Annotated in this window: 19 protein-coding genes and 1 pseudogene; 11 read left to right on the top strand and 9 right to left on the bottom strand. The window is 71.3% G+C overall.

Annotation, left to right across the window (positions count from 1 at the left end; translation table 11 throughout):
• Positions 1-94 precede the first annotated feature (94 nt).
• The 4 genes from PUR61_RS24555 to PUR61_RS24540 form a co-directional block, all read right to left on the bottom strand.
• Positions 95-808: a 7-carboxy-7-deazaguanine synthase QueE gene (locus PUR61_RS24555; protein WP_329881542.1), complete on the bottom strand. Its 714-nt coding sequence runs from the start codon at positions 806-808 to the stop codon at positions 95-97.
• Positions 805-1,191, bottom strand: a complete 387-nt coding sequence (locus tag PUR61_RS24550) for a 6-pyruvoyl trahydropterin synthase family protein (protein ID WP_329881541.1) — start codon at positions 1,189-1,191, stop codon at positions 805-807. Before PUR61_RS24550 ends, PUR61_RS24555 begins: the two co-directional genes overlap by 4 nt.
• Before the next feature lie 11 nt (positions 1,192-1,202).
• Positions 1,203-1,919: a 7-cyano-7-deazaguanine synthase QueC gene (gene queC, locus PUR61_RS24545; RefSeq protein ID WP_329881540.1), complete on the bottom strand. Its 717-nt coding sequence runs from the start codon at positions 1,917-1,919 to the stop codon at positions 1,203-1,205.
• A gap of 187 nt (positions 1,920-2,106) precedes the next feature.
• Positions 2,107-2,358, bottom strand: coding sequence for a hypothetical protein (locus PUR61_RS24540; protein WP_329881539.1), 252 nt, complete (start codon positions 2,356-2,358; stop codon positions 2,107-2,109).
• 182 nt (positions 2,359-2,540) lie between these two features.
• Between PUR61_RS24540 and PUR61_RS24535 the strand changes: the two genes are divergently transcribed.
• Positions 2,541-3,290: a helix-turn-helix domain-containing protein gene (locus tag PUR61_RS24535; RefSeq protein ID WP_329881538.1), complete on the top strand. Its 750-nt coding sequence runs from the start codon at positions 2,541-2,543 to the stop codon at positions 3,288-3,290.
• On the top strand, positions 3,287-3,757 hold the full coding sequence (locus tag PUR61_RS24530; RefSeq protein ID WP_329881537.1) for an NUDIX domain-containing protein: 471 nt from the start codon (positions 3,287-3,289) through the stop codon (positions 3,755-3,757). Before PUR61_RS24535 ends, PUR61_RS24530 begins: the two co-directional genes overlap by 4 nt.
• Here PUR61_RS24530 and PUR61_RS24525 read toward each other — a convergent pair whose 3' ends face one another.
• The 3 genes from PUR61_RS24525 to PUR61_RS24515 all read right to left on the bottom strand — a co-directional run bounded on the left by PUR61_RS24525 (position 3,758) and on the right by PUR61_RS24515 (position 6,314).
• Positions 3,758-4,303 carry an HD domain-containing protein gene (locus PUR61_RS24525; protein ID WP_329881536.1) on the bottom strand — a complete coding sequence of 182 codons (546 nt, stop codon included), beginning with the start codon at positions 4,301-4,303 and terminating at the stop codon, positions 3,758-3,760.
• A gap of 92 nt (positions 4,304-4,395) precedes the next feature.
• Entirely contained in the window at positions 4,396-5,250 is an 855-nt protein-coding gene (locus tag PUR61_RS24520) for an IclR family transcriptional regulator (protein ID WP_329881535.1), read from the bottom strand.
• 116 nt (positions 5,251-5,366) lie between these two features.
• Complete coding sequence (locus tag PUR61_RS24515; protein WP_329881534.1) at positions 5,367-6,314, bottom strand: quinone oxidoreductase family protein; 948 nt, start codon at positions 6,312-6,314, stop codon at positions 5,367-5,369.
• A 786-nt stretch (positions 6,315-7,100) separates the two neighbouring features.
• Here PUR61_RS24515 and PUR61_RS24510 point away from each other — a divergent pair.
• The 8 genes and pseudogenes from PUR61_RS24510 (at position 7,101) to PUR61_RS24475 (ending at position 13,449) form a co-directional block, all read left to right on the top strand.
• Positions 7,101-7,424 (top strand): transcriptional regulator, encoded by a 324-nt coding sequence (locus PUR61_RS24510; RefSeq protein ID WP_329881533.1) that lies wholly within the window; start codon positions 7,101-7,103, stop codon positions 7,422-7,424.
• A 63-nt stretch (positions 7,425-7,487) separates the two neighbouring features.
• Positions 7,488-8,480, top strand: a complete 993-nt coding sequence (locus PUR61_RS24505) for a hypothetical protein (protein WP_329881532.1) — start codon at positions 7,488-7,490, stop codon at positions 8,478-8,480.
• Positions 8,480-9,187 carry an ATP-binding protein gene (locus PUR61_RS24500; RefSeq protein WP_329881531.1) on the top strand — a complete coding sequence of 236 codons (708 nt, stop codon included), beginning with the start codon at positions 8,480-8,482 and terminating at the stop codon, positions 9,185-9,187. The genes PUR61_RS24505 and PUR61_RS24500 overlap by 1 nt, the downstream gene beginning before the upstream one ends.
• A 106-nt stretch (positions 9,188-9,293) precedes the next feature.
• The gene (locus PUR61_RS24495) at positions 9,294-9,866 is read left to right on the top strand and encodes a WhiB family transcriptional regulator (protein ID WP_329881530.1); all 573 of its coding nucleotides are present in this window, start codon (positions 9,294-9,296) and stop codon (positions 9,864-9,866) included.
• Positions 9,863-10,835: pseudogene (locus tag PUR61_RS24490) on the top strand (DUF2637 domain-containing protein). Before PUR61_RS24495 ends, PUR61_RS24490 begins: the two are co-directional and overlap by 4 nt.
• Positions 10,836-10,919: 84 nt before the next feature.
• Positions 10,920-11,144, top strand: a complete 225-nt coding sequence (locus PUR61_RS24485) for a hypothetical protein (RefSeq protein WP_329881529.1) — start codon at positions 10,920-10,922, stop codon at positions 11,142-11,144.
• A gap of 131 nt (positions 11,145-11,275) precedes the next feature.
• Entirely contained in the window at positions 11,276-11,758 is a 483-nt protein-coding gene (locus tag PUR61_RS24480) for a MobC family plasmid mobilization relaxosome protein (RefSeq protein ID WP_329881528.1), read from the top strand.
• A complete protein-coding gene (locus PUR61_RS24475) occupies positions 11,755-13,449 on the top strand; it encodes a relaxase/mobilization nuclease domain-containing protein (RefSeq protein WP_329881527.1) in 1,695 nt (564 codons plus the stop codon). The genes PUR61_RS24480 and PUR61_RS24475 overlap by 4 nt, the downstream gene beginning before the upstream one ends.
• A gap of 1,004 nt (positions 13,450-14,453) precedes the next feature.
• Here the strand turns inward: PUR61_RS24475 and PUR61_RS24470 are convergent.
• Positions 14,454-15,359, bottom strand: coding sequence for a universal stress protein (locus PUR61_RS24470; protein WP_329881526.1), 906 nt, complete (start codon positions 15,357-15,359; stop codon positions 14,454-14,456).
• A gap of 326 nt (positions 15,360-15,685) precedes the next feature.
• Here PUR61_RS24470 and PUR61_RS24465 point away from each other — a divergent pair, with 326 nt between their 5' ends.
• Entirely contained in the window at positions 15,686-16,381 is a 696-nt protein-coding gene (locus tag PUR61_RS24465; protein WP_329881525.1) for a CBS domain-containing protein, read from the top strand.
• Positions 16,382-16,502: 121 nt separating this feature from the next.
• Here PUR61_RS24465 and PUR61_RS24460 read toward each other — a convergent pair whose 3' ends face one another.
• The gene (locus PUR61_RS24460) at positions 16,503-17,003 is read right to left on the bottom strand and encodes a universal stress protein (protein ID WP_329881524.1); all 501 of its coding nucleotides are present in this window, start codon (positions 17,001-17,003) and stop codon (positions 16,503-16,505) included.
• Between the last annotated feature and the right edge of the window lie 319 nt (positions 17,004-17,322).

Raw genomic sequence — 17,322 nt, 5'->3', positions numbered from 1 at the left:
CCCGCTCCCCTCCACACCGATTGCTTGGCCGCTACCCAACACGCGCGGCCCCGGGGAGCTGGAACGACCGCGCCGTCCAGGTTCTTTGCTGTCCTCACCGGTCACGTTCGTCCTCCCAGAGCAGCGTGTGCAGCCGCGGGGTGAGGTTCCAGCCCCGCTCCAGGACCTCGTCGGCCAGCTCCCGCATTCCGCCGAGGACCGCTTCGCTGCTCGTTCCCTCCGGCATGATCCAGACGTTGGGAAGCGAGAACCTCGCCACCAGGGCGGCCACCTCGTCGAGCTGGGCGGCCTCGCGGACGACGAACTTGAACCGGGCCCTGCCACAGGCAGCGAACGCCGACAGTGCTTCCGGGACGATCCGCCGGTCCCTGGGACCGGCGAAAGCCTCCAGCTTCGGCGACACGTTGAATGCCGCGGCCGACTCGATCAGCTCCGGCTGCGGGACGACGGTGCCGTTCGTCTCCACCTCCACTCGGCGTCCGGACAGCAGCTGGACCAGGCCGACGAGCTGGGACTGCTGGAGCAGCGGCTCACCCCCGGTGACCACCACCAGCCTGGGCGTGCGGGCCATCACCCACGCCGCCAGGTCCTCGACGCTGTGCCGTGTGGACACCTCACGCGGGTTGAATCGGGTCCAGTCCCAGGTCTGCGGGGTGTCGCATCCGGGGCAGTGGAGGTTGCACCGCGACAGCCGGACGAACAAGGACTGCTGCCCGGCGCTCGGTCCTTCCCCCTGGAACGTCGGACCGAAGCACTCCGCCACCAGCAGGCCTTTGCCGAAGCCGGCATCACCTCCCGACAGGCTCACCGCTCCTCCAGCACGAACTCGGCCCAGCTGCTCTGCGTCTCCGACACCCGCACCGACACCAGCCGACCCGGCAACGACGGTTCCACGTGCTCCGCGAACCAGCCGGCCAGCCAGGCAGCGACGTTCTCCGACGTCGGCGTGACCGGCAGGGCGTCGTTCAGCAGCCGGTGGTCGAGGGTGCTGTCGATCATCTGCTTCACCGGGGCGAGATCGCCGAAGTCCGTGACGAACCCGGGCACCACCAGCCGGTCGGCGGTGAGGACGAACTCGACCGTGTAGGAGTGGCCGTGCAGCCGTGAGCACTGGTGCCCCGTCGGCAGACCGGGCAGGAAGTGGGCCGCCTCGAACCGGAACGCCTTCCCGATCCGGTACCGGCCGGACATACCGGTCCCTTTCATCGGGCCGCCCCAGTGGGTGTGATGGCGTACTCGGTCGGGTCCTCGACCTCGGCGAGCACGAACGCCTCGATCCGCTCGGTACACGTTCCGCACGTGCCGCAGTGCAGCTCGCCGCCGCGGTAGCAGGACCAGGTGTCCGCGAACGGCACACCGACCTGTCGGCCGACCGAGACGATGTCGGCCTTCGTCTGGTCGATGAACGGAGCCAGCAGCCGGAAGCCCTCGGGGAGCAACCCCTCGTTGCCGATCCGCGCCGTCTCGGCGAACAGGTCGAAGAACTCGGTGCGGCAGTCCGGATAGATGGCGTGGTCGCCGGCGTGGGCACCGAAGGCCACCGCGTCCGCATCCGTGGCGACCGCCGCGGCCACGGCGATCGAGAGCATGATCGCGTTCCGGTTCGGCACCACGGTGCTGCGCATGCTCTCGGCGGTGTAGTGGCCGTCGGGCACCGCGATCGCCGGGTTCGTCAGCGCGGAGCCCGACCGCAGGCGGCCGAGTCCGCTCAGGTCGACGATCTCGTGGCGTGCGCCGAGAAGGCCGGCGCTCCGCCGGGCGAAGTCGAGTTCCTTCCGGTGCCGCTGCCCGTAGTCGAAGGAGAGCAGCGTGAGCCTGCTGCCGCCGTCGGCGAGCCAGTAGGCGACGGTGGTGCTGTCCAGCCCACCGGAGGCGATCACCACCGCGTGTCGCGGGGGAGTGAGTTCAGTCATCTCCATACGTCTTCCTCGTAGTCCTCCGCAGTCAGAGGTCGGAGTGAGTCCGGTCGTCGCACGTCCGTGACGGGCCCGGAATGCGGGTCAACACTGCACAGACGGGTCATGCCGGTGTGGATGCGAGAGCTTCGCCGTGGACGAGCTGAGGCGGAGGAGAGCCTGGTGATCGAGGCCGTCCTCGGGGAGGCGATCAGGCCGGCGGGGCATCGGGGGTACTCGAGGAGAGGAGCGGCGTATGCTCCTCTGCGGCGTTCGGCTGGTGGTCGATGAGCAGGCCCATCAGCAGGACACCCAAGACGTTGCCGGCCAGCCAGGCCGCTTCGGGCAGAGATCTCATGCCGTCGGGCCGGGCGTCGCGGTTTCGCGGCCTGGTGCCTCCGGAGTCCGTTCGGGCGGCGCTGCTCGGCGCGACAGCGGTGGTGCTCAGAGCAGGCGATTTCATGGCAGGTCTCCACGGATGAGCCGGCGAGATCAGCTGGAGCCGACGCGTCAGTCCGAGCTGGTGGAGCATCAGGATGCCGGGAGCCAGTGGGACATGATCAGGTCTGAGCTGGACGTCTTGGGACGTCCTCGGTATCGTCCAGTGGCCTCAGTACGTCCCAAGACGTCCCATCCGGGAGCGCAATGGCGAACGAACGCCTTCGGTCCGCCCTGGTCATCCGCGGAGTGACCGAGGGGGAGCTGGCGGAGCACTGCGGCGTGGACGCCAAGACCGTCGAACGCTGGATCCTCAAGAACCGCGAACCTTACCGGCGGCACAGGCAAGCGGCGGCGGCCAAGCTGCAGATCGACGAGGACTACCTCTGGCCGGACGCGAAGTCCGAGATCCAGCGCCAGGACGAGGCCGACGCCGAGATCGTCCACGTCTACCCTCACCGTTCCTCCGTGCCTCCGGACTTGTGGCTGCAGTTCGCCGAGCGGGCCACCACCGAGATCGGGGTCCTCGTCCATGCCGGTGTGCACCTCGCGGAGAACCCCCGATGGCATCGGACGCTCACCGATCGGGCGCGGTCGGGAGTTCGCGTCCGTATGCTGCTGGGGGACCCGGACAGCCCGGAAATCGCGCGGAGGGGTGAGGAGGAAGAGATCGGTGAGGGGGTGGCGTACAAGGTGCGCGAGGTCATGAAACTCTACCGCCCGCTCTACGGCACACCCGGAATCGAGTTCCGCTCCCACTGCTCCACGCTGCACAATTCCCTGTACAGGTTCGACGACGAGATGCTCGTCAACACCCAGGTCTACGGCGTGAGTGCCCCGTTGGCCCCGGTGCTCCACCTGAGACGGGTTGCCGGAGCCCAGCTGGTCTTGACCTATCAGCAGAGCTTCGAAAAGGTCTGGGCGAGCGCTCTTCCCCTACCAAGGCAGGCACCGTGAGCCGTACCGACTACTTCGACGACCCGGGCGCCCCGGAGGCTCGGCGGATCGTTCCCGCTGTCACCGCCTTCGTGGTGAACGACCGCGGCGAACTCCTTCTGGAGCGGCGTTCGGACAATGGCCGCTGGGGCATGCCGGGGGGTGTTCTTGAGATCGGGGAGAACCTGCCCGGCGCAGTCGTGCGCGAGGTGCGGGAGGAGACAGGGATCGAGGTCGAGGTCACCGGCCTCGTCGGCACCTACAGCGACCCGGGCCATGTGATCGAGTTCTCCGACGGAGAGGTCCGTCAGGAGTTCTCCCTGTGCTTTCGGGCACGGCCGGTCGGTGGTGAACTGAGCGCGAGCTCCGAGTCCTTCGAGGTCCGGTGGGCGGCGCGCGCGGAACTGGAGGCGTTGGACATCGCTCCGACCACTCGGCTGCGGCTCGCCCACGGATTCCGGAACGAGGCGGCTCCGCACATCGGTTGATCAGGACTGCCCGCACCCGGTAAGCCGCTTCTCCACGCGTTCGACCATGCCCAGCAGGGCCGGCCGGGCTGCGAAGACGGCTCGGTGGACGACGTGGTCCGGGCCGTACCGCTGCAGCACCTCATCGAGCCGGGAGACGGGGTCGACCGCGGCGCCGCCGGGGCCGCTGGTGAGGTCGCAGTAGGTGATCGCATCCAAGAGTTCCGACGACGGCCGACGGAACGCCGCGAGCTCGGCCGACAAGCCGAGTTCGGCAGCCTCCCACTCCGACGAGGAGTGGAAGGCGACGAGCGAGCAGACCTCCGGATCCACCCCGAGCCGACTCAGGTGTCGGGCGCCGTCGATCATGTGCTGGCCGGTGTCGACCGCGGTGGATGCGTAACCGACATCGTGGAGGACCGCGGCGACCGCGAGGACCTCGGCGTCCGCCCCGAGTACCGGCGCGAGACGTTGGGCCTGCTCAAGGACCCGACGGGAGTGTGCCCAGCGCGAAGGGAGATCCGCGAGCAGGGATTCGGCCGTCCGGTGGGCAGTCCTCAGATCCATCGCCCCAGGCTAGGTGACGATGTGGCGCCGGCGCGCGCTGTCACCTGGTGGTGCGCCAGGTGACAGCGCGGCAGGCTCGTTGCGAACCGGATTCAGATGGCGGCCGCGACCGGGCTGGTGGTCAACTCGCTGATGCTTTCGGCGGCCTTGAGCGTGTGGAAGATCAGCGGGCGCAGGTCGGTCGGCATTTCGGTGGAGCGCTTGAGCATGAGGACGGCGCCCATGATGGAGTCGTGCCAGTGGACCGGGGCGGCTACGGAGTCCCAGCCGGGCATGCACTCCTGGCGGCCGACTCCGAAGCCGAGTCGGCGGATCTCGTCGAGGGTGGCGGCGAGCGCGTCGTTGTCGCGGATGACGCCCGGTCCGGCCGTGGGCGGTACTTCTTCGGCGAGGACGAGGTCCTGGATGGACCGGGGCAGGTGGGCGAGGATGACCCGTCCGGAGGCCCCGGTGCGCAGGGAGCGCGAGACGGAGACGACGTCCTCCGCGGACATGCCGACCTCGGCGGGGTCCATGTCGCCGATGACATAGTCGGTGCACAGGCGCTTCGCGCCGCCGAACGGGGCGAGGACGTAGAGCAGCGCAAGGCCGCCGGTGGCCCGATGGAGACGTTCGAGAACGCTGTGTGTGGACGCGGCGCCGGGGGAGTGGGCCATGGCCTGGACGCCGGCGCGGGCGGTGCTGGTGCCCAGCCGGTAGCGGCCCCGGCCGACCTGTTCGAAGACGCCGTCGCCGACGCCGGTCTGCAGGATCCGGTGGGTGGTGGCGTCGTCCAGGCCGGCGGCGCCGGCGATGGCGCGGAGCGGGTGCACGTCGCCGGTGAGGCGGGTGAAGGCCTGCTGGACGGCGAAGGCGCGGGCCGCGAGCGAGGACGGCGGCTTGCTCGGCGCGTTGCTCGGGTGCTGCCCGGGCACGGTGCCGATCGCGGGCGCGGTGGTGGTCTTCATGAGCGGTTCCGGGGAGTTGTTGCGCCGCGCGGCGGCGCGAGAGCGGCGTCTCGCGGTAACCCGCCGGGGGCGGGTGCGCGAGGTGTGAGGGTGGGTTGCCGGTCAGCGGTCAGCGGTCAGCGGTCGACGTCGAGGACGACCTTGCCGGCGGTGAGACGGGCCGCGAGGTCGTGATGGGCCTGGCGGGCCTGGCCGAGCTTGTAGGCCGGGCCGTTGAGCGGCTTGAGCCAACCCTCGGCGACCGCCGCGAACAACGCGGCCATCGAGTCCTTGAGGTGCGTGCGCGTCGGGTAGAGGTTGGGGAGCCAGAAGCCGCTGACGGCCTTCGAGGCGGCGAGCAGGCTGGTGATGGGCACGAGGCCCTCCGACCCCGTGACGGCTCCGAAGACGGACATCCGGCCGCGCGGGCTCAGCGCGGCGAGGGTGGCGTGGAAGACGTCGCCGCCGGTCATCTCCAGTGCTGCGCTGACGGGGCCGCCCGCGGCGTCGAGGATCCGCTCGGTGAGGGCTTCGGTGGTGGAGGAGTCGACGGTGGCGTCCGCGCCCAGGTCGACGGCGGTGCGGCGCTTCTCCTCGCTGGAGGCCATGGCGACGACCTTCGCGCCGGTGCGCTTGGCGAGCTGGACGGTGAGCGAGCCGACACCGCCGGCGGCGGCCGGGACCAGGAGGGTGTCCTCGGCCGTCACCCGCAGGTCGGTGAAGAGCAGGTGCCAGGCGGTGTTGCCCTGAAGCGTGAGCGCGACGGCGTCGTGGTCGGCGACGCCGTCCGGTACCTCGAAGGCGAGTCTTCGGTGGACGACTGTCGTCTCGGCGTAGCCGCCGCCGCGGCCGAGGGCGACGTAGCGGCGCCCGTCCTCGGCTGTGCCCAGGACCTCGTTGCCCGGAATGAACGGGGCGGGCATGGGAGCCGGATAGGTGCCTTCGCGCAGATGGATGTCGGCGTAGTTGACGCCGGCCAGCCGGGTGCGGAGTCGGAGGTGGCCGGGGCGGTCGTCCGGCTCGGGCATCTCGGTCAGCTCCAGTACCTCGGGGCCGCCGAACTCCCGCACGGCTATTGCGCGCATCTTGTTCAACCCTAAATATTGCATGCCTACTTCTTGGCGAGGCCCCTTTGCCAGTGGCCTCGGGCAGTGAATATGCCTGCCGAAGGAATGCCGCTTCAGCAGCGCATATAGGTGTACGAACAAGTAGATGATTTCGAGTGGTACTCGTCACGTCACGCTTCGTGGTCGAAGTCGGCTGCTTGCTTACGGCGAGAAGTCAAGGTCATAGCCATGCTGGGCTGGATGGTTCTGCTAGCGGAGCGTTGTCGAGTGGGGCGTTCAAGATCGTTTCTCAGTCTCCGAAAAGACGTCGCTCCTACTCGCGTAGATGCCTGGAATTCATTGACCGATATCCGGGTCGATCCTTAATGTCGTCCTCGCGCCACGATCTTCCGTGGCCTACGTGATGGAGGATCACATAATGAAGTTTCAGTACGAACTCAGCCTGGGTGGCGATTGCGCGTCCGGTCGTCGACAGGTCGGCGAGGCGTCGGTGGAATCACCACGGGTGAGAGCATGCGGGCCCCGCTCGCCAGCAGCGTCCACCGCTCGGGAACGGGCTGGATCTGTGGCCCGCGGTGCCCCTATGGTTCTGCTCCCGCCGCGAACGCCGCCCGCGGACGAAGAGGGCGGGCCGGTCTGAGGGCCGGCCGTCCGCGCCCTGAAATGAGACCGGCGTCCTGGAGCTACCAACTCCTGGACGCCGGGCCCGGCGCCCCGGAGGGCGTCGATTCACTGCCACGCGCGCAGCGGGACTTCTTCGCACGAGGACCGTTGCGCGCGCTCCTACGAAGCACGGAGTATCGCATGCCCGCCATACCCAGCGGAACCCTGGCCTGCCCGCCTACCGACGCAGGTCCGCGCCTCGCCGCCAAGCTCGCGGACATGGTCCCGGGCGCTGCCGCGGTCATCGTCGGCTTCACCGATCCGGCAACGCAGTGGCCCCACGCGTACGCCCGCGCGACCGATGCCGTCGGCCGTCCCGTCCGGCTGAGCCCCGTCGCCCGAAGGGTCGTCGCGCGTTGGGTTCTCCGGGCGCACCCGGCCGCCGACTGGACCCGGCCGCACATCCTGGACCTCACCACCGGGCAGCTCACCGCCGCCAACCACGCGCCGGTCCGGGGCCGCTGACATGGCGCGGATACGCTCCATCAAGCCGGAGACCTGGGTGAGCGAGACGCTCGCAGAGGTGAGGTGTCCATCCCCGCGGTGCTCACCTTCCTCGGCATGACCAACCACGCCGACGACCACGGCAGACACCGTGACAACGCGGCGGTGGTCTACGGCCTCATCTGGCCGCTGCGCGACGAAATGAGCCGCACGGACGTCGAGGAGCACCTTCGGCAGCTTGCCTCCGTCGACGCCATCTGCCGGTACACCGGCTGCGACGGCCGCCGGTACTTCCACTACCCGACCTGGCGCAACCACCAGAAGATCGACAAGCCCAGCTTGTCCCGGCTACCTGCGTGCCCGCACTGCGAGCCGGAGCGGTGCGGCGTCTGCAAGGGCCCCTGCATCCAGCGGGCCGCCCTCGCCGACACCCCGGGAGTCGTGGCCGAGGATGCCGCGAGCGCTCCCCGAGTGTTCGCCGAAGCCCCGGCGAACGCTCCAGCAGCCCTCGACCAGACCTGCGGGCCCCTCCGGGCTCCTGCGGCGCAGCCGGATCCCGCCGCCCCCGAAGCGGCAGAACCGGCGATCGGCGCCGACCCCGAGCTGGTTCCTGCTCCCCGGAAAACCACAGGTCAGACGGCATTCGGCGAAGGCTCTCCGAAGGTTCGCCGAGACCTCCCGGAGCCCTCGGCGCCTGGATCCAGGATCTTGGATCCTGGATCTTCTTCCCCTACGGGGCGGAAAGCGCCCGACGCGGACACCGTCTCGGCGAACCAGCTCGTCGGCGAGTACGTCGCCACCTGCGCCCAGCGCCCACCGGGCAGCGTGCTCGGCCACCTCGGCAAGGTCGTCAAGGCCCTGCTGGACGAAGGCATCGCGGTCGAGCACCTCCGTGCCGGGCTACGGCGGTTCGCCGAAATCCAGGGCCACCCGTCCCGGCTGCCGAGCCTGGTCAACGACGCCATGAACGCACGAGGCACCGGTTTGGCGCGGCCGGGATCGCGGCCTAACGTGCCAGCCCACCAGGCGTGGACCAACCCGGTCGACGCCGTCACCGCCTACGCCGAGGAGCTGTGATGCGCACCCACCGCGACCCGCAGACGCTCGCCGACGGCCCGACGATCCTCGACCGGATGGCCGGGATCCTCGCCGCCCGGGGCATCGACCGGGCCACGGTCGACGCCCTCCCGGACGAGGCGGAACCCTTCTCGACGGAGCAGGCCCTGTCCGCCGGGCTGCCGCCGCGCTACCGCGACGCGGCGGCCGATCACCCGCTGGTCCTCGCCTGGACCCGGCAGGTCGCCGCTCAGGCCGTCGCCCCGAGCACGGGAGCCCGACGGCAGCTGACCACCGGCCCGAGCCTGCTGATGGCCGGGGTGACCGGCACCGGCAAGACCCACCAGGCGTACGGCGCGGTGAGAGTGCTGGTGCAGGCCGGCATCGGCGTGCGCTGGCGGGCGACCACCGCCGCCGACCTCTACGCCGAACTCCGGCCGAGCTCCGACACCGACGCCGAGCGGGTGCTCGCCGCCTACAGCCGGGTGCCGCTGCTGATCCTCGACGACCTCGGCGCCGCCAAGAGCTCCGAGTTCGTCGAAGAGCAGACCTACCGGCTGATCAACCGCCGCTACAACCACTGCCTGCCCACTCTGATCACCACGAATCTGCAGATCAGGGACCTCAAGGCCTACCTCGGTGACCGCGTCACCTCCCGGCTCGCCCAGATGACCACCCGGGTCGAGTTCGAGCCGGTCGACCGCAGACGCCTCCAGCGCGCCGCCTGAACGGCCGCCGCCCCGGCCGCCCCGGCGAGCCGCACACCTTCACCGACCCAGCACACCTCTCCGCCGACACCGCCCCGCGGGCGGAGAGCGATCGGAGCCACCCCGCATGACCACCACCGCCACGTCGACCACCCCGGTCCGCCACCGCTCGCTCGGCGACCACACCTGGCAGGACCAGGCCGTCTGCCACCCGACCGAGTACAACCCCGTCGACCCCGAGACCTTCTTCCCCGGGCCGGAGGACACCGACAGGATCGCCACCGCCAAGGCACTGTGCGCCCAGTGCCCCGTTGCCCGCGCCTGCCTGGACGCCGCCCTCGAAGTCGGCGACACCCACGGCGTCCGAGGCGGCCTCACCCAGGAGGAACGCGAACCCCTGCACACCAGGATCGCCGAACGCCTCGACCACAGCCGGGTCAACGCCACCCTCGCCGGGCGCGACATCCACCTCACCAAGGCCGAGCGCCGAGCGGTGGTCCTCGCCGGCTACCGCCAGGACATCCCGGTCGAACGCCTCGCCCGGCTCCTCAAGATCACCGACGAGCATGCCCTCAAGCTCTACCGCGAGATCCGCCGCGCGATCCGGCACCGGCAGATCGCCGAGGACGCCGCCCACACCGCCAGGACCGGTGACAGCAACGACCAGCTCGGCCGCGACGACTTCGGGACGGCCGCGTGAGCGCGACTGCCCCGACGGCCCCGCACGTCACCGGCTGGGACCGGGCCGTCGTCATCGCCCTCGGCGCAGCCGGGTGCGCGCTCTCCTACGACGCGCTGCAGCAGATGGCCGTCGCCATCCACGTGAGGGGCTTCCTCACGTACCTCTTCCCCGTCATCGTCGACGGCTTCATCGCCTACGGGGTACGCGCCCTGCTGGTCCTGCGCACCGCGCCGCTGCGGGCCCGGATCTACGTGTGGGCGCTCTTCGGCGCGGCCACCGGGACGAGCCTGTGGGCCAACGCCCTTCACGCCGTCCGGCTGAACGAGCAGAACGCCACGGGGCTTCGGCTGGGTGACACGGTGGTCGCGGTGTTGTCCACCATCGCCCCGCTCGCTCTGGCCGGTGCCGTCCATCTCTACATCCCTCATCGCCCGCGGACCGGTCAGCCCCGCTTACCGGGACGGTCACGGTGACCGACCGGTCGAGGTCGACTCCGGTCAGGTCACCCCTGACCCCGGCCCGGTCACCGCCGAGGGGGTCGCACTGACCGGGCGACCGGTGGCGCTGACCGCCGGTCAGGACGGCGCCGGTCACCGCGCCTCCGGTCAGCCGGTCGGCAACCCGGTCACCGCCGCGATGCCGGACCCGCAGCCGGCCCCGGTCGGCTCGGTCAGCCTGAGCAAGCCTGCTGACCTGGGCAGTCAGCCGGACACCGACCGGCCGGTCACTGACCGACCGCCGGTCAAGCCGCTGGTCACCGCCCCGCCGGTCACCGACCGGGACGGTGACCGCCACCCCGACCTGGACACCGAGGACCTGTTGAGGATCGCCCGGCAGGCGGTCAGGGAGGAGGACAAGCTGACCCGCAAGGTGGTCGCCCAGGCGATCCGGGGTCAGCAGATCCCTCTGTCCAGCGACACCCTGACCCAGCTGATGGCCCAGCTTCGCGAACAGCACGGTCAGCCGGTCACCGCTGACCGGAGCTGACCGACCCCTGACCGCCGGGGTGACCGATCACGTCACCCCGGCCGGTCACGCACCCGAACCACCAGCGAATGGGAGCACCCCACCATGCGCACCACCCCGGCCACCTGGACCGAGGCGGACTCCTGGCTGGCTGTCCTGCACCAGCGTGGCCACCTCCACCGCGTCGAAACCGGCTCCGACGGTGCCCGGACCGTCCAACGAGGCCGGCACTCCCGCCCCTGGACCCTTCACCACCCGGTCCTGGCCATCGATTGGATCGAACACGTCGTCCGCGACGTCCAGCAGCGAGACACGGAGCGGAGCCGGTGACCGGAACCGGCCGTCCCGCAACCACCCCTGGACGGGTCAGTGACCGTGCTCAGGCTCCTGGCGGAGCAAGTTGTGGGGTAAGGAGTCCTTACCCCGCCCCCGCCCCGAAGGGGGCGAGGGCTCCCCAGCCGGTGGCAGACCCAGGGGGGCCTGCCACCGACCGGGGAGTCGGCCCAGGGGCGCCGACGAAGGGGGAGGAACAACAGATTCTGCTGTCGGCCGAAGCCATACCCGCCGCCACCGGCCGCCGCCTTCGCCAGCCCGTCCCGCGAACCAACCGCACCTGCCCCCGCTTCAGCGATCCCGAGTGGTCCCTCCTTCAGCACGCAGCCCAGCAGGCCGGCCTCGCCCCTGGCGGTTACACCGCCGCTGCCGCGGTCGCCGCCGCCACGAGCGCGGACCCGAACGCTGCCGTCGCCGACTACCGTCGAGGCATCCAGGAACTCATGGAGTCCAACCGCCAACTCGGCGGCATTGGCAACAACTTGAATCAGGTCGCCCACTTCCTCAACGCTGGCGGCCAGCCCGCAGCCGAGCTCCGGCAACTCCTGGCCCGCGTCGAAGCCTCCATCGACGCGGTCGACCAGGCGGTCGACTGGCTGGTTCGCCGGTGATCCCCAAGATCCGCACCGGCACCGGAGGCACCTACGGCCTCATCCGCTACCTCTTCGGCCCCGGCAAGCGCGACGAACACACCGACCAGCACGTCGTCGCCTCCTGGAACAACTTCGCTCCCGACCCAGGCCGCAACGCCCACCACACGGTCGCCCAGCTCGCCGGCCAACTCGACCAGCCCGTCAAGGCCATCGGCGACCGCGCCCCGGACACCACCATCTGGCACTGCTCGGTCCGCGCGGACCCCGGCGACCGCCACCTCGACGACAACGACTGGGCGACCATCGCCCGCCGCATCGTCCACGCCACCGGCATCGCCCCCACCGGCGACACCACCGCCTGCCGCTGGGTCGCCGTCCGCCACGCGCAGGACCACATCCACATCGCCGCCACCCTCGTCCGCCAGGACGGCCGCCTCGCCGGCCTCTCCTTCGACAAGCGCAAGGCCCAGGCGGAGGCCCGCCGAATCGAGGAGGACTACGGCCTGCGCCGGCTCACCCCCGGCGACGGCACCGCCGCCAAGACCCCCACCAGCCAGGAACGCTCCAAGGCCGAGCGCACGGGCCGCACCGAGACCCCACGCGAAACCCTGTGCGAAGCCGTCCGCCAGGCCGTCGCCGGAGCAGCCGGCGAAGAAGAGTTCTTCTCGCGGCTGCGTGAGGCGGGCCTACGGGTGAAGCTCCGCCACGCCCCCTCCGGCGACATCCTCGGCTACAACGTCGCCCTGCCCGGCGACCGCAACCGTGACAGCGAGCCGATTTGGTTCGCTGGGTCCACCCTCGCGCCCGACCTCTCCCTCCCGCGGATCCGCCGTCGTCTGACCGACGGCCCCGTCGACACAGCGGCACCCCGCACCGCCTCCTCCGGCACCGACCGGTCCGCTCCTGCCCGGCAGCGCCGGGACGCCGCCGCCATCGCCGACCGAGCCGTCTCCGTTCTCGGCGACGGTGACGACGCGGCCGCCGCCCAACTCGTCGGCGCCGGTGAACTCCTCGACGCACTCGCCCAGACCTCCCCGACCGCCACCCGCGCCGAACTGCGAGACGCCGCCCGCGCCTTCGAACGCGCCACCCGCAGCCACGTCCGGGCCGAGAACGCCGACATCCGCGCACTGCGCTCGGCTGCCCGCGGAATCGTCCACGCCGGGTCGGCGCTCGGACGTGGAGAGGACGCTGGCGCCACCGCGATGGTCCTGTCCACCCTGGTCCTGCTCACCCTGGCCGCCGCCCGCTGGCACTCCGCCCGGGGACACGCCCAGCAGGCAGCAGCCTCCCGCCAGGCCGCCGGCCACCTGCGCGTCGCCTACCAGCAGGCGGCGACGTCGCCGATGCGGGCGATGCGCGAGGCAGGCCGGGCCCTGCCCGAGCCCGAACGCCGCCGGCACGAAGCCACCATCCGCACCGCCCTCGGCGAACCGGACAACCTCACCGGCACGGCCCGAGAACACGACGCCCTGGCCGCCACCCTGGCCGAAGCCGAGAAGACCGGCCACGACCCGAAAGCCCTCCTCGAGGAAGCCGCCTCCTGGCGGGAACATCCCGCTCAAGCCGCGCGGGCGGATTCGCTGACCTGCGGAAACGATGGCAAGGCGCGTGTTGGACGGGCTGCGGTATCGTCCGGCCTGCCTGCTTGGAACGTTGACTTCCGGGGATTCGGAGCAGTCATGCCGCCGGCGGTGGAGCAAATGTAGGGGGTCTTCAATCCTCATTTCTGGCTGGGTGTAACAGGGGCTGATCGGATCGATGCTGACCTCTTGCTGACGTTCCTGACAGCCAATCAGTCAATTGGTCTGGACCTCATGGCATCTCCGCGCCGTTGCGCGGCGACAGTGTGATCCGGGTAGCCGGCGCGGCCGGCAGGTCGAGCACGTCGACGGGGCGGCGTACGCCGACGCGGTGTCGGGGTGCGCCGCCCTGGAGCGGTGCGGGGCTGCGGGGCGGCAGCCCAGAACGGGCGCCGGGGCGTAGGCCTCGCGTCAAGGACGGGTGCACCGGGACGTACCGGGTCTCCACTGGAACTGCGGGCCCGGTTCGGCGCTCCGCACCCACCCGGAAGGAAGCGTCCACCATGAGCGAGCCCCAGACCGTCGTCGCCGTCGCGAGGCCGCCGCACGGCGTTGGACAGCCCGCTGCCGTCCTGCCGCGCCGCCCGGACCGGGCGCCCGTCCTCGCCCTCCGGTCGGCCGGCGTCGAAGGCGTGGGTGAGCGAGAGGAAGTGTCCGCGTCCGACGTGGACGGCGCAGGCGAGGTGCGCGGGAGGGGCACATTGCTGCATCGCCATGCAGTACCTCGACTGAGGGCGCTTCCGCCGCAGCGCTGATCACGCTGGGTGAACAGACACGGCAGCGGGGCGGGTTCGGCCGGCGGTGGCGCACGCGGAGGGGCGGATCACGCCGACGGCGTGTCGGGAGGCGCAGCCCATCGGTCGGGAAGCCGGAGGAACAGGCCGCGAGGGTCGTCCCGGTGGGGGCGGATCACGGTCGAGGACTGTCTGTGGTCACAAGCAGTCGAGTGCCGTTGGCCCAAGGCACCAGACGGCGGCGAGCCGTCCGTTGTGGCCGGTCTGCGTGCTGAGAAGGAGGATGCGCCGGCCTGGCTGCGTCCTCACTTTCCCGGCCCTGTCGGTGCCGCCGCTCGTCAGCGAGGTCCCCCTGACAGTCGGCATGGCCGTCGACCGGTGGCTCCGCGTCCGGTCTCAGCCGTAGGAGACGACCGCGACCGGACACTGCACGTGGTGGATGGCGGCGTGTGCGACCGGGCCGACGTGGGCGCCGATTGGCGAACGTCGAATTCGGCGGCCGACCACGAGGAGGCCGGCGCCGGCTGCGGCCTCTACGACACCGGCCGCCGCGTTGTCGTGGACGAATGCCGTGTTCACGGTCACCTGGGGACAGCGCGACCTCCAGAGGGCGAGCGTGTCCGTGAGCTGCCGCTGTTCGAGGGCGGACAGCTCCCCGTACATGCTCTCTACGGCGGCGAGCGCCGTGTACTCGCTGCTGATCGGCGGCGCCCAGGCGTGGACGATCCGGAGCTGCACCGAGCGGAGCCCGGCGGCATCGAAGGCGAAGGCGATGACATCGTCGCAGGGGTGCCGGAGGTCGAGGCCGAGGACGACGTCGCCGTCGTCGGCCGCGTCCGGCGACGCGGTCGCCTGCTCGTCCGCCTCTGCCCGTACCAGGACGACCGGGCAGCTCGCCCGGCGCAGCACCTCCTGGCTCACCGAACCGACCAGGAAGCCGCGGACGGTGCTCAGCCCGCGCGAGCCGAGGACCAGCATGGTGGCGTTCCGGCCGGCCGCTTCGAGGGCCTCGGCCGGATCCTCACGGACGTGCGCCGAGGTGATCTCGGCGCCAGAGGCGAGGACGGCACGGAGCTCCGCCTCCTTGGCGGCCAATTGCTCCCGGCTCCAACTGATCGCGTCGTCGGTGCCGAGGACGTCGGTGTTCGGCCACGGCCAGGCCTGGACGAGTACGAGCGGCAGTCCGCGGAGCAGCGCCTCGCGGGCGCCCCATCCGGTCGCGGCCACGCTCTCCGGCGAGCCGTCGAAACCCACCACGATCGGTCCGCTCACAGGACCCTCCAGGGTAGGGGCGTGGGTCATGAGGGAGACGGTGGCCGGCCGAGCCCGGGCCTCGTTCGGGTCGGCAACCACTCCCGGCCGGGTCCGCCACCGTGCTGGGCCGGAGCGAGGGCGTCATCCCTCCTTCCATGGTGGGGCCGACGACGCGAATCGGCACGGGCAGACGGTGGGGCAGGCCCGGCGGGGCGAGGGGAAGCGGCCGTTCCGTGCATGCCGGGGTGCCGGTTGTCCCGGGTCGAACCGGCCCTGGCGGCAGGGACCGTCCGGCCCTGTGCGGAGGCGCCCCGCGCGCGGAGAGTGAGGGCGGGGCCCTCCGTACGGGCCCGATCCAGGGAGGAGTGAGGACGATGCAGCACCGCAGCGTCAGCGATGTCATGACCCGCGAGGTCGTTACCGCCCGGCCCGGCACGCCGTTCAAGGAGATCGCGGCACTGTGCCACCACAACGACATCACCGCGATCCCGGTCGTGGACGACCAGAGTCGGCCGATGGGCATGGTCTCCGAGGCGGACCTGATCCGCAAGGCGGCCGTGCTGCCGGACCAGGAGGGCCGTTACCCGGGCCGCAGGCTGGACACGAAGGACCGCGCCCGTGCCGAGGCCGAGACCGCAGGTGGGCTGATGACCAGCCCGGCCGTCACCGCCCGGCCGGGCTGGTCGGTGGCCGAAGCGGCGCGGGCCATGGACAAGCACCGGGTCAAGCGTCTGCCCGTGGTGGACGAGACCGGCCGCCTGGTCGGAATCGTCAGCCGCCGCGATCTGCTGCAGGTCTTCCTGCGGCAGGACAGGGCCGTTGCCGAGGAGATCGTCCACGACGTGCTGGGCGAGACCCTCCGGCTCGCCCCCGAGGACGTCCGGGCCATCGTCCAGGACGGTGTGGTCACCCTGACCGGCCGCCTGCCGCGACGGAGTCTCGTTCCGATCGTGGAACGGCTCTGCCGCGCGGTGGACGGTGTCGTCGCCGTCCACCACACCCTCGACTGGACCGAGGACGACACCGAGCCCCGGTTGGAGCACCCCCGTGCCTACCGGGCCGCCCGGTAGCGGGGGCTGGGGAAGCGGGTTGTCCTGAACCGCCTGCCGGTCGGCGCCGCACTGGCGCCGACCGGCAGGCGACTGCGATCCGACCGCCCTCCTTGGGTCTTCCCCGGGCCACCGAAAGTCCTTACGCCCGTGCGAGTAGCCCGGCCGCCGGCGGCCGGGCTACTCGCACGGGCGCCGTAGCGGTGCCGGGCGGCATCGGGCAGTGCCGAATACGGGCCTCTCCGTCGTCGGTTGACCGGAGGCGGCGTGTGTCCGGCAAGCCGGGTGCAGGCGGCGGGGTGGTGTCGCTCACCTGCCGTGACAGGTCGAACGGCGCGGGAGTGACGTGCCCGGGCCGGGGTGCGTCAGATGGCGTGCAGGCCGTGCGCCTCGAAGAGGGCGCGGGCTTCGGCGACACCTCCAGCCCGGGCAGCGCGGCCGTGACCCGGTCGCGGATCGCCGCCACCGGCTCAGGGACCACGGTGCCGCCGCCGAGGTCGCGGTCCAGGGCGTCGGCCTCCGTTCCGGCGACGTGGACGATGCGTAGACCCAGCCCCGATCGCCGGGCTTCCCGGGCGGCCCACTCGGCCGCCGCAGCGCTGGGCACCGAACCGTCGATCCCCACCACCACACCGTGCGACATGATTGCAACCTCCCTTGTCCCGGGCGGGCCGTGGCGCCGGTGCGCACGGTCCCGTCCGGCGACAAGCGTCCCGCCGGTCCGTGGCCCGGCCACAGGGCCGAGCAGTCCCACCCCGGTGCCGAAGGTCCCGGGTCCGCGGCCCGCAGGCGAATGCACCGCACTCCGGGCAGGCACGAGCAGCTTCCTCCGCCGTGGCCGGATGCACCCGGCGGGTGCCGTCCTCAAGCCGTTCGACCCGTATGACGGACACCCCGTCGAGGCCGAGCAGCAACGACGCTTCGTTGGGCAAGCCCGTGGCTCCTGCTTGATCTCTCCCCGG

Origin of the sequence: Streptomyces sp. BE20, from assembly GCF_036322525.1 — a bacterium.
GTDB lineage: Bacteria > Actinomycetota > Actinomycetes > Streptomycetales > Streptomycetaceae > Kitasatospora.
This window is presented reverse-complemented; position numbering and strand designations above follow the sequence as displayed.